The sequence below is a fragment of the Pseudonocardia sp. 73-21 genome (genome assembly GCF_001899645.1).
GTDB lineage: Bacteria > Actinomycetota > Actinomycetes > Mycobacteriales > Pseudonocardiaceae > Pseudonocardia.
Genome location: NZ_MKVV01000064.1, coordinates 93,223 through 104,286 on the forward strand (window position 1 = coordinate 93,223; position 11,064 = coordinate 104,286).

12 protein-coding genes and 1 pseudogene are annotated in these 11,064 nt (G+C 74.2%); 6 read left to right on the forward strand and 7 right to left on the reverse strand.

Going from position 1 to position 11,064, the window contains the following annotated elements; translation table 11 throughout:
* The first annotated feature begins 61 nt into the window (after positions 1 to 61).
* The gene (locus BGP03_RS21645) at positions 62 to 1,255 is read left to right on the forward strand and encodes an acyl-CoA dehydrogenase family protein (RefSeq protein ID WP_296371326.1); all 1,194 of its coding nucleotides are present in this window, start codon (positions 62 to 64) and stop codon (positions 1,253 to 1,255) included.
* A gap of 228 nt (positions 1,256 to 1,483) precedes the next feature.
* The gene (locus BGP03_RS21650) at positions 1,484 to 2,002 is read left to right on the forward strand and encodes a general stress protein (protein WP_296371325.1); all 519 of its coding nucleotides are present in this window, start codon (positions 1,484 to 1,486) and stop codon (positions 2,000 to 2,002) included.
* Positions 2,003 to 2,011: 9 nt separating this feature from the next.
* On the opposite strand, the gene BGP03_RS21655 is transcribed toward BGP03_RS21650, so the two are convergent.
* A complete protein-coding gene (locus BGP03_RS21655; protein ID WP_298799262.1) occupies positions 2,012 to 3,607 on the reverse strand; it encodes a sulfatase-like hydrolase/transferase in 1,596 nt (531 codons plus the stop codon).
* Positions 3,604 to 4,275: a GTP cyclohydrolase II gene (locus BGP03_RS21660; RefSeq protein WP_296371322.1), complete on the reverse strand. Its 672-nt coding sequence runs from the start codon at positions 4,273 to 4,275 to the stop codon at positions 3,604 to 3,606. Before BGP03_RS21660 ends, BGP03_RS21655 begins: the two co-directional genes overlap by 4 nt.
* Positions 4,276 to 4,316: 41 nt before the next feature.
* Here BGP03_RS21660 and BGP03_RS21665 point away from each other — a divergent pair, with 41 nt between their 5' ends.
* Positions 4,317 to 5,003, forward strand: a complete 687-nt coding sequence (locus BGP03_RS21665; protein WP_296371320.1) for a creatininase family protein — start codon at positions 4,317 to 4,319, stop codon at positions 5,001 to 5,003.
* Positions 5,004 to 5,040: 37 nt separating this feature from the next.
* Here BGP03_RS21665 and BGP03_RS21670 read toward each other — a convergent pair.
* The 5 genes and pseudogenes from BGP03_RS21670 to BGP03_RS21690 form a co-directional block, all read right to left on the reverse strand.
* Positions 5,041 to 5,853, reverse strand: a pseudogene (locus BGP03_RS21670) (lysylphosphatidylglycerol synthase transmembrane domain-containing protein); the annotation flags it as partial.
* Positions 5,850 to 6,650, reverse strand: a complete 801-nt coding sequence (locus BGP03_RS21675; RefSeq protein ID WP_296371319.1) for a class I SAM-dependent methyltransferase — start codon at positions 6,648 to 6,650, stop codon at positions 5,850 to 5,852. The gene BGP03_RS21675 and the pseudogene BGP03_RS21670, both read right to left, overlap by 4 nt.
* Entirely contained in the window at positions 6,647 to 7,681 is a 1,035-nt protein-coding gene (locus BGP03_RS21680; RefSeq protein ID WP_298799261.1) for a glycosyltransferase family 4 protein, read from the reverse strand. Before BGP03_RS21680 ends, BGP03_RS21675 begins: the two co-directional genes overlap by 4 nt.
* On the reverse strand, positions 7,678 to 8,076 hold the full coding sequence (locus tag BGP03_RS21685; RefSeq protein WP_298799260.1) for a 6-carboxytetrahydropterin synthase: 399 nt from the start codon (positions 8,074 to 8,076) through the stop codon (positions 7,678 to 7,680). Before BGP03_RS21685 ends, BGP03_RS21680 begins: the two co-directional genes overlap by 4 nt.
* A gap of 19 nt (positions 8,077 to 8,095) precedes the next feature.
* Complete coding sequence (locus BGP03_RS21690; RefSeq protein WP_298799259.1) at positions 8,096 to 9,055, reverse strand: zinc-binding alcohol dehydrogenase; 960 nt, start codon at positions 9,053 to 9,055, stop codon at positions 8,096 to 8,098.
* Positions 9,056 to 9,105: 50 nt separating this feature from the next.
* Here BGP03_RS21690 and BGP03_RS21695 point away from each other — a divergent pair, with 50 nt between their 5' ends.
* The 3 genes from BGP03_RS21695 to BGP03_RS21705 are packed head-to-tail and all read left to right on the forward strand — an operon-like array spanning position 9,106 to position 11,034.
* Positions 9,106 to 9,927, forward strand: a complete 822-nt coding sequence (locus BGP03_RS21695) for a CDP-alcohol phosphatidyltransferase family protein (RefSeq protein ID WP_296371313.1) — start codon at positions 9,106 to 9,108, stop codon at positions 9,925 to 9,927.
* Positions 9,896 to 10,345: a sigma-70 family RNA polymerase sigma factor gene (locus BGP03_RS21700; protein WP_296371311.1), complete on the forward strand. Its 450-nt coding sequence runs from the start codon at positions 9,896 to 9,898 to the stop codon at positions 10,343 to 10,345. The genes BGP03_RS21695 and BGP03_RS21700 overlap by 32 nt, the downstream gene beginning before the upstream one ends.
* Positions 10,342 to 11,034 carry a zf-HC2 domain-containing protein gene (locus BGP03_RS21705; RefSeq protein WP_296371309.1) on the forward strand — a complete coding sequence of 231 codons (693 nt, stop codon included), beginning with the start codon at positions 10,342 to 10,344 and terminating at the stop codon, positions 11,032 to 11,034. Before BGP03_RS21700 ends, BGP03_RS21705 begins: the two co-directional genes overlap by 4 nt.
* Positions 11,035 to 11,064: the final 30 nt, after the last annotated feature.

Consider the following 11,064-nt stretch of genomic DNA (forward strand, 5'->3'; position numbering starts at 1 on the left):
CCCAGCGCCGGGAGCAGCACCGTCCCCTTCCCGGCGGCCGCGACGTACGCCAGGAGGAACCATGGCCCGGCTCGCCCAGACCGCCGGTCTCACCGAGATCCAGGAAGAGATCCTGTCCACGGTCAAGACGTTCGTGGACAAGGAGATCATCCCGCACGCCACCGCCCTCGAGCACGCCGACGCCTACCCGCAGGACATCGTCGACGGCATGAAGGAGATGGGCCTGTTCGGGCTCACCATCCCCGAGGAGTACGGCGGCCTCGGCGAGTCGCTGCTGACCTACGCGCTCGTCGTCGAGCAGATCGCGCGCGGCTGGATGAGCGTCTCCGGCGTGATCAACACCCACTTCATCGTGGCCTACATGCTGATGCACCACGGCACCGAGGAGCAGAAGCAGCGCTACCTCCCCCAGATGGCGCTGGGGGAGACGCGCGGCTCGTTCTCGATGTCCGAGCCCGACCTCGGCTCCGACGTCGCGGCGATCAAGACGAAGGCCGTGCAGGACGGTGACGAGTTCGTCATCGACGGGGCCAAGATGTGGCTGACCAACGGCGGCACGTCGACGCTGACCGCGGTGCTCGTCAAGACCGACGAGGGCGCGCCCAAGCCCTACCAGAACCTCACCACCTTCCTGGTCGAGAAGCCGGTCGGGTACGGCGAGGTCGCCCCCGGCCTGCTGATCCCCGGCAAGATCGACAAGATGGGCTACAAGGGCGTCGACACCACCGAGATGGTGTTCAAGGGCCACCGCGTCCCCGCCGACCGCATCCTCGGCGGCAAACGCGGCGCCGGCTTCGCGCAGATGATGGACGGCGTCGAGGTCGGCCGCGTCAACGTCGCCGCCCGCGCCTGTGGCATCTCGATCCGCGCGTTCGAGCTCGCGGCCGAGTACGCCCAGCAGCGCTCCACGTTCGGCAAGCCGATCGCCGAGCACCAGGCCATCGCGTTCAAGCTGGCCGAGATGGGCACCAAGGTCGAGGCGGCCCACCACATGATGGTCAACGCCGCGCGGCTCAAGGACTCCGGCAACCGCAACGACGTCGAGGCCGGCATGGCCAAGCTGATCGCGTCGGAGTACTGCGCCGAGGTCACCCAGGACGCGTTCCGCATCCACGGCGGCTACGGCTACTCCAAGGAGTACGAGATCGAGCGCCTCATGCGCGAGGCGCCGTTCCTGCTCATCGGCGAGGGCACCTCCGAGATCCAGAAGACGATCATCAGCCGGGGGCTGCTGCGGGAGTACAGGAGCCGCTGAGGCGCTTGTGTCGATCATCGTGGTGACACGGCGCTCCCGGCAGATGCTCGTGGGCGGGAACGCCGCGCTCATGGCGTCCGGTGGGCGGTACGCGGAGCTGTTCGCGGTGGTCGCGGCGGGCTACCGCTGACCCCACGGTGTGACGTTCCCGTGTGACCGGCACTACGGTGCCGGTCGGTGCGTTGACATGATGGACAAAGCACCCACCACCATTTCGAGGAGGCCCCCGTGACCACACCGTTCGGCGGGCCCGCGCGCACCGCGCCCGGCCTGCCCAACCTGCCCACCCCCCCCACCGGCTGGCCGGTCGGTTCCTACGCCACCTACGAGGAGGCGCAGCGGGCCGTCGACCACCTGGCCGACTCCGACTTCCCGGTCCGCGACGTCACCATCGTCGGGGTCGACCTGATGCTCGTCGAGCGCGTGATCGGCCGCCTCACCTGGGGCCGGGTGCTCGCGTCCGGCGCGGCGTCGGGAGCCTGGTTCGGTCTGTTCGTCGGTCTGGTGCTGAGCTTCTTCAGCGCCGAGTCCAACCCGCTGGGCGCCATCGTCTCCAGCCTCGTCATCGGCATCGTGTTCTTCACGATCTTCGCGGCCGTCAGCTACCGCGCCAGCGCGGGTCGTCGGGACTTCACGTCGTCGAGCCAGATGGTGGCCGGCCGCTACGACGTGCTCTGCCAGCCCCGCAACGCGGAGAAGGCCCGGGAACTGCTGGCCAAGCTCGCGATGGGCCCCAACCAGCTCTGACCCTTCCGCTCATGAGGCGAAGGCGGTCAGGAAGCGGTCCCGGAAGGCGTCCATCCGCCAGACCGGGGCCTGCGGGCCGGGTTTCAGGCCGTCCTGCCAGCCCCAGCCGGAGATCCGCGCCAGCACGGCCGGGTCGCGGGCGACGACCGTGATCGGCACGTCCCGGCTCGCGTTGCTGCCGGTGACGATCGGGGACGGCTGGTGGTCGCCGAGGAAGATCAGCACCAGGTTCTGGTCGCCGTAGGTCTCCACGTAGGAGATGAGGCTCGACAGCGAGTAGGCGATGGCGTCGCGGTAGCCGGCGCGGGCCCGGGCGGGGTCGGCGAGCACGGAGTCGCTCGGCTCGCCGGCGCCGCCCATCGTGTCGTAGACCGAGCCGTCGCCGACGGCGTTCCAGCCGACCAGCTTCGGGATGTGAGCCCACGGCCAGTGGCTGGTGACCAGCGGGATCTCCGCCATCAGCGGGCCGTGGCCGGGCTTCGCGCGTTCGTCGCGCTGGAACTCCGCCAGCGTGTACTGGTCGGGGGTCTGGAACCGGTTGAAGTCCTTGGCGGCGTTGCCCATGGTCCGGGAGTCGCGCACCTCGTCGATGCCGAAGAAGCGGGCCTCCGGCCAGTCGGACGACGTGCCGGGCATGACGGCCACCGTCTGCCACCCCGCGTCCTTGAACGCGCTGGTCAGGGTGAGCCGGTTGCTGCCGACGACCTGGTCGTGGGTCTGCTGGTTGGTGACCCACAGCCCGGACAGCAGCGTGGCGTGGGCGAGCCAGCTGCCGCCTCCGGCCGTCGAGGAGGTGAGGAACGCGCTGCGGGAGCCGTAGCCGGCCGCGGCGAGGCGGCGGGTGCCGTCGTCGAGCACCGGGTCGACGACGGGCGCGAGCCCCGGGTCCTCCAGCGCGCTGCGCCCGTAGCTCTCGACGAACGTCAGCACGACGTCCTTGCCCCGCAGGCCGCCGAGCAGGGCTGGGGTGTCGTGGAAGGGGTCGGGCGCGGCGAAGGCGTCCTCGAACGCGGCCTGGTCGCGCAGGCTCACGGGGACCTGCTCCGCCTTCTGCACGGCGAGCGAGGCTGCGTTGCGCGACGCGACCGGCACCGGGGCCACCAGCTGGGCCCCGAGCGCGGCGCACACGAGCCAGCCGGCCGTCAGCACCACGAGCGCGCGGGTGGCACCGGTCCGGCGTCGGACGACGACCCGGGAGAGCCGCGCGACCGCGACCGTCGTGCCGAGGACGAGGGCGACCACGGCGAGCAGGGCGAGCGCCGCCGCGCCGACGGCGCCCACCGGGCCGTAGGAGTCGGCGAGGAACGACGCGGCGTCGCCGAAGTAGGTCCAGTCCGTCACGGGGTCGAACGGCCGGGCCAGTACCGCGAGGAACCCCATGTCGACGATCTTCAGGACCGTCAGGAGGCCGAGCAGTGCCCCGCCGGTGAGCGCCACCGGCCGCCGCCACCGCGCGGGCAGCACGAGCAGGACCCCCACGGCGACGAGCGCCTCCACCGGGATGCGGACGAACGCGAGCGGCGTGAGCTGACCGATCTCCCGGGGGAGGACGAGCGCGGCGAACACCAGCACCGCCGCGAGGAGCGTGGTGACCCGCCGCGTCACCGCGCCACCGGGTCCAGCTGCGGGAGGTGGTGGCCGAGGCGGTCGCGCTTCGCGGTGAGGTAGCGGACGTTGTACTCGTCCACCGGCTCGAGCAGCGGGACGCGCTCGGTGACCTCGATGCCGGCCCGGGTGAGCGCGTCGACCTTGTCGGAGCTGTTGGACAGCAGCCGCACCGCGCCGACGCCGAGATGGCGCAGCACCCGCGCCGCCGCGCCGAAGTCGCGGATGTCGACGGGGAGCCCGAGCGCGGTGGCCGAGTCGACCGTGTCGAGGCCCTGCTCGTCCTGCAGGACGTGCGTGCGGACCTTCGCGACCAGCCCGATCCCGCGGCCCTCGTGCCCGCGCAGGTAGACCAGCACGCCGGTCCCCTCGGCGACGATCGCGTCCAGCGCCGAGCCCAGCTGCGCCCCGCACTCGCACCGCAGCGCCCCGAAGACGTCGCCGGTGAGGCACTCGGAGTGCACCCGCACCAGCACGTCGTCCCGCGAGCGGAGGTCGCCGTGCACCAGCGCCATGTGCTCGGGTCCGTCGAGGCGGTCCCGGAACGCGACGGCGCGGAACATCCCGCGACGCGTCATGAGGTCCGACGCGGCGACGTCGACCAGACCGCTGTGCTCGCTGGTTCCCTGCCCGTTCGTTCCCTGCCCGTTCGTTTCCTGCCCGTTCATGCCCTGCCCCTTCGTTGGTTGCCGTGAGAAGGTCCGTCGTGATGGACCTCCTTCCGGCCGACACCACGCTCGACGTGCACGACCGCGCGATCGCCCTGCTCCCCGTCGGGAGCTGCGAGCAGCACGGGCCGCACCTGCCGCTGACCACCGACACCGTCGTGGCGGCGACGCTCGCGGCCGCCGTCGAGGCGGCCTACCCGGTGCGCCGGCTCCCGCCGGTCACGTTCTCCTGCTCCCACGAGCACGCGGCGTGGCCCGGCACCGTCAGCATCTCGGCCACCACGCTCGTCGCGGTGGTGGCCGACATCGCCGCGTCGCTGCACCGCGACGGCGTGACGCTGCTGGTGCTGGTCAACGGCCACGGCGGCAACTACGTGCTCGGCAACGTCGTGCAGCAGGCCACCCTCGGGCCGCTGCGGATGGCCCTGTTCCCCGGCGAGACCGACTGGGACACCGCCCGCCGCGACGCCGGCCTGGCCACGTCGGCGGTCACCGACATGCACGCCGGCGAGCTCGAGACGTCGATCCTCCTGCACGCTCATCCCCATCTCGTCAGGCCGGACTACGCACGAGCAGACGAGGTCGCGGACGACCGACGGCACCTGCTGAGCCGGGGCCTCCAGGCGTACTCGCGCTCGGGAGTGGTCGGTCGTCCGTCCGCTGCGTCGGCAGGGAAAGGGCGGGAGCTGCTGGCGAGCCTGGTGCGCTCCTTCGCCGAGCAGCTCTGACGGCGAGGACCACGGCCCCGGGCAGGCATGCGACGAGGCTGAGCACCCCGTAGACCACGGCGGTGGCCAGGCCCTGGGCCGCGCCGAGGCCGATGACGCCGAACCCGGCGGCCGTCGCGGCCTCGCGCGGGCCCCACCCGCCGACGTTCAGCGGCAGGCTCATGGCCAGCAGCGCCAGCACCAGGATCGGCAGCATCCCGGTGATCGGCGCCGCAGATCGCGCGGCCCGGGCCGCGACCACGAACGTGGCGAGGTAGCAGGCCAGGGTCAGCACCGACAGGCCGACGACGGCGGGCCGCAGCACCGTGGCCGCGTCGGCCAGCATCGGACGCAGCCGGGCGCGGAGCAGCCACCCGGCGGCGACCGTGGCGAGCAGTGCGCCCGCGACGACCCAGCGGCCGGACCCGGGCACGACGATGTCGAGCAGCGCGGGCTCGCAGGCCAGCACGCCGACGGTGGCCGCGACCAGCACGACCTGGCCGGCCAGCCGTTCCAGCACCACGGCCCGCACGCCGCGCGTCATGTCACCGGACTCCCGGCCGTGCGCCACGGCGCGGTGCACGTCGCCGAGGACGCCGGCGGGCAGCACCGAGTTGAGGAACACGGCCTGGTAGCAGTCGGCCACGGCGGTGCGCAGCGGCAGCGCCATCCCGAGCCGGCGCGCCACCAGACACCAGCGCCCCGCGCTGCAGACGGTGGCGAGCAGGCCGAGGGCCAGCGCGGCGAGCACGGTGCCCGCGTCCACCGCCGCCACGCTGTGCAGCACCGCCCCCGACCCCAGCTTCACCACGAGCGCGACGACGACGGCCACGCCGGCGCTCAGGCGCAGCGCCGGCCACAGCCGGTTCACGAGAAGCTCCGGGGGAGGGCGATCAGATCGGCGTGCCCGACGACGATCGAGAGATCGCCGGCGGCCAGGGCGTCCAGCCTGCGGTGCAGGTAGCCGGGCCCGTCGAGGTCCGGCCGCTGCTCGACGGCCGCCGCGACCCAGCCGCGCAACCACTCCTCGGCCAGCTCGGCGGTGCCGGGGCCGAGGCGCCACGGGCTCGACACGGTGACGACGTGCGCGCCGCGGCGGCGGAAGGCCCCGGCCGCCACGGACACGGCGTCGGGCCCGAGCAGCCGGCGCCCGTCGACCGTGCGGCGCTGGTGGGCGTCGAACGCGGCGGCGACGTCGGCGTCGAGGGGATCGGCGGGGGAGAGCGACACCCGGCCCACCACCGAGAGCGTCAGCAGGGCCGGGCAGCCCACCGCGGCGATGGCCTCCACCTCCTCGGCCGTGAGCAGGTCCAGCAGCGCCGACGCCGTGACCAGCGAGGCGCCGGAGAGCCGGGCGGCGGTGAGGTCGCCTCCGCGGGTCCCGGTCGTGACCCCGGCGGGAAGGCTGCGGGCGGCCCGTTCCAGGAGCGCCTCGTCGCGGTCGTGCAGGATCCAGTGCTGCGCGTTCGGCAGGAGCGGGGCGAGCCAGCGGCCCATCGATCCCGTGCCGCAGCCGAGGTCGCGCACCACCAGCGGTCCGTCCGGCAGGTGGGCGCGCAGTGGCTCGACGAGCTCGGTGGCCCGCGCCGCGGCGTCGGCCGGCTCGCGCAGCGCGAGCCAGTCGGGCGTGCACACGGGGGATCCCGGGGTGCTCCACCGCGTGGTCACAGGAGCACCTTCGCCAGGCATCGCGCGGTCACCTCCCACCCGTCGAGCTCCGCGCGCCGCGCCAGGGCGGACCTGCGGGCCGTCTCGCGCAGGTCGGCGTCGTCGAGCCAGCGGCGCAGGGCCGCGGCGAGCGCGGCGGCGTTGCCGGGGGGCACGAGCAGGCCGGGCACGGAGCCGTCGGCGGCCCGGCCGAGGGTGTCCGCGACCCCGCCGACGTCCGCGGCCAGCACCGGGATCCCGTGCGCGAGCGCCTCGGTGACCACCATCGCGTAGGTCTCCGTGCGCGACGGCAGGACGAGCAGGTCGGCTCCGGTCCACGTCACGTCCGCCTCCGGGCCGGTGAGCTGCACCCGGTCGTCGAGGTGGCGGCGCGCGATCGTCGCCCGCAGCACGGCGACGTGGTCCGGGTCGCGGACCAGTGGCCCGACGATCCGGCAGGTCCAGTCCAGGCCGACGACCAGTGCCAGCGCCTCGACGAGCAGGTCGTGGCCCTTCGTCGGGGTCACGGAGCCGACGGAGATCAGTCGGCTGCCGTCCCCGGCGGGCGTGACCGGGCCGGGGTCCACCCCCGGCGTCGCCACGTGCGCGGACACCCCGTGGACGTCGGCGATCCGCCGCGCCGCCCACGGGCTGGTGGCCACGACGGCCGCGGCGGAGTGGAGGGTGGCGCGCTCGCGCCCGGTGAGCTCGGCGGCCGTCTCCGGATCGAGCCCGGCCTCGTCGCCGAGGGGGAGGTGCACCAGCACGGTGAGGCGCAGCCGGTCGGCCTGGGCGGCGACGACGTCGGGGACCGCGCAGGCCACGAGCCCGTCGAGCAGCACGGGGCCGCCGTCGGGAACGGCCGCGAGCGCGCGGGCGAGCTCCGCGCGGGCGGCGTCGTCGGGGTGGGGCCAGGTGCCCGGCACCGGGAGCTCGTGCACGTCGAGATCGGTCGCCAGCTCGTCGCACACCCGACGGTCGTAGACGTTGCCGCCGCTGGTGCGCGCGGGATCGTCGACGTCACCGGGGAGGACGACGTGCACGCCGGTCACAGGGCACGCTCGTAGCTCGCCCACGCGACGTGCGACTCCGTCAGCGTCACCGTGATCCCGGCCAGCCCGCGGGCCCCCTCGCCGAGCGCGCCCGCGTGCACCCTCGCGGCCAGCCGGTCCGCGACGACCTGCGCGAGGAACTCGGTGGAGGTGTTGACGCCCGCGAACTCCGGCTCGTCGTCGAGGTTGCGGTAGTTGACCTCCGCCAGCACCGCGCCCAGCTCGCGTGTGGCCAGCCCGATGTCGACGACGATGTTGTCGGCGTCGAGCGCGGCCCGCCGGAACGTCGCGTCCACCACGAAGGTGGCGCCGTGCAGCCGCTGGGCCGGTCCGAAGACCTCGCCCCGGAAGCTGTGGGCCACCATCACGTGATCACGGACGGTGATGCTGAACACGGGGCCTCCGGTGGGTCGTCTAGGTCTCTCCGTAGAGGACACGGACGCAGAGCCCGGACGGTTCACCGGACATCAGCGCCGGGAGGTCGTCGAACGCGCACTCGCCGGAGACCAGCACGTCGAAGCGGGGGTCGGCGAGCAGCCGCATCGCCAACGCCATCCGATCGGAGTAGCCGCGCCGGGCCCGTCGCGGCGACACCGTGCCGACCTGGCTGCTGCGGATGGTCAGCCGCTTCGCGTGGAACGCCTCGCCCAGCGGCACGCTCACCGGCCGGTCGCCGTACCAGCTCAGCTCCACCACCTCGCCCTCGTGGGCGAGCAGCTCCAGCGACCGGGCCAGCCCGGCGTCGGTGGCGCTGGCGTGCACGACGAGATCGCAGTCGCCCACGGCGTCGTCCGGTGCCGCGAACCCGACGCCGAGCGCCGCGGCCACCGACGCCCGGGAGGGTTCGGGGTCCACCAGCTCGACCCGGACGCCGGGGATCCCGGCGAGCACCGCGGCCACGCTGCACCCGACCATCCCCGCCCCGACGACGGCGATCCGGTCGCCCACCAGCGGGGCCGCGTCCCACAGGGCGTTGACGGCGGTCTCGACGGTGCCCGCGAGCACGGCGCGCGCGCCCGGCACGGCGTCGGGGACGGGGGTCACCGCCGTCGCCGGCACGACGAAACGCGTCTGGTGCGGATGGAGGCAGAACACGGTGCGGCCGAGCAGTGGACCCGACTCGACGACCCCGACGGCGAGGTAGCCGTACTTCACCGGCGCCGGGAAGTCACCCTCCTGGAACGGCGCGCGCATCGCCGTGTACTGGCTGGGCGGCACGCCGCCGCGGAACACCAGCGACTCCGTACCGCGGCTGACGCCCGAGAACAGCGTGCGCACCACGACGTCGTCCGGGCCGGGCTCGGCGAGCGTGACGGACCGGATCTCGCCCTCGCCGGGGGAGCGGAGCCAGAACGCGCGTGCGGTGGCCGGCACGTTCTCCCCTTCCCGGTGAACCGTTCGCGCCCCGCGTCCGTGTGGAGGACATGGGACATCGCGAGACCACCGTAGTCGCGGCGGCGGCCGCCCAGGTGCTGCTGCTGGTCGGGCTGCGGCCCGGTACCGCCGGGCTGCTGGCCGGTCTGTTCTACGGCGCGGGCCTGCTCGGCCTGCTGGCCGGGGCGATGCACCGGGCCGGCCGGTCCCGCTTCGGCCCGGCCGATCTCGTGACGCTGGGCCGGGCGGTGCTGGTCGTCGGGGTGACGGCCCTGGTGACGGACGGGCTGGTCGACGGTTCGACCGCGACCCCCGTGCTGGTCGGGCTCGCCTCCGTGGCACTGGCGCTCGACGCCGTCGACGGACGCGTGGCGCGGCGCACCGGCACGGCGTCGGCCGTGGGTGCCCGGTTCGACATGGAGGTGGACGCGTTCCTCATCCTCGTGCTGAGCGTGCACGTCGCCGGGATCGTCGGGCCGTGGGTGCTGGCCGCGGGGCTGATGCGGTACGCGTTCGTCGCGGCGGGCTGGGCGTGGCCGTGGCTGCGGGGGTCGCTGCCGCCCAACCTGGCCGCCAAGACCGTGGCCGCGGTGCAGGGGGTGGTGCTGGTCGTCGCCTGCGTCGTCGGGCCCTTGGCCGCCACCGTCCTGGTCGCGACGGCGCTGGCCCTGCTGAGCTGGTCGTTCGGCCGCGATGTCCGTCGGTTGTGGAGCAGGAGGGCCGAACCGGTGGCGCCACCTGTCCGAATGACCCGTGTGACTACGCGTAGGGTCGCCCACTGTGTCCCGACCCGTCGACGAGGCGCAGCTCACGGCGGTGTACGCCGAACACGGACGGGCCATGCAGATGTACGCCACGAGGTTGCTCGGTGACCCGGTCGCCGCGGAGGACGTCGTCCAGGAGGCGCTCATCCGCCTCTGGCGCCATCCCGAGGTGCTCGACAACGGCCGGGGCTCGGTCCGTGGGTGGCTGCTCACCGTGATCCGCAACATCGTGATCGACGGTGCGCGGGCCCGCGGCGCGCGGCCCGCGGAGGTCCCCGAGGACCCCACCGCGCCGCCCGTCCAACGCGACCACGCCGACGCCGTGGCCACGTCGGTCACCGTCCACGAGGCGCTCGGGCGGCTCTCGCCGGAGCACCGCGCGGTGCTGGAGCAGATCCACCTGCACGGCCGCAACCTCGACGAGGCGGCCCGGGCGCTCGGCGTGCCGAAGGGCACCGTGAAGTCCCGCACCTTCTACGCCATCCGGGCCCTGCGCGAGCTCATGACCACGGGGCGGCGCTCGTGAACCCCCACCACCCCGTCCACGGCACGGGCGACGTCACCGCTCACGCGCTCGGCCTGCTCGACGGGCCCGGGGCCGCGGCGGTGGAGGCCCACCTCGCCACCTGCGCCGACTGCCGCCAGGAGTGGGCCGACGTCCGCGAGACCGCGGCGCTGCTGGAGACCGTGCCCCCGGAGGCGCTCGTCGACGGCCCACCGGCCGGCGACCTCGCGCTGCGGCGGGCGCTGCGGCGCATCCGCGAGGAGTCCGACGCCCCGCGCCACCGGAGCGCGCCTCCCCGGGTCCGGCGCCTCGTGGCCGCCGCCGCGGCCGCGCTCGTCCTGCTCGCGGGCGGTGTCGTGATCGGCCGGGTGACGGCCCCAGCGGCCCCCGCGACGGCACTGGCCGGCGGGCACACCGTCGAGGGCACCGAGGGCTCGGTGACGATGAGCGCCACGGTGGTGCCCGCAGCGGGTTGGGTGCGCCTGGCCGCCACCGTCTCGGGCCTGCCGGCGGGGAAGCGCTGCACCCTGCTCGTCCTCTCCCGGGACGGCACCGCGGCGGTGGCCGGGAGCTGGCTCACGCCGGCCGTCACCGTGCCCGGGCGCAGCGGCACGATCATGGGCTCCACGATCATCGACCCCGCCACGATCCAGGCGGTGGCCATCCGCACCGACACCGGCGAGACCCTGATCTCGGTGCCCTTCGCCTAGGACGCTCCTGAAAAAGCCGGTCGTGTCGGT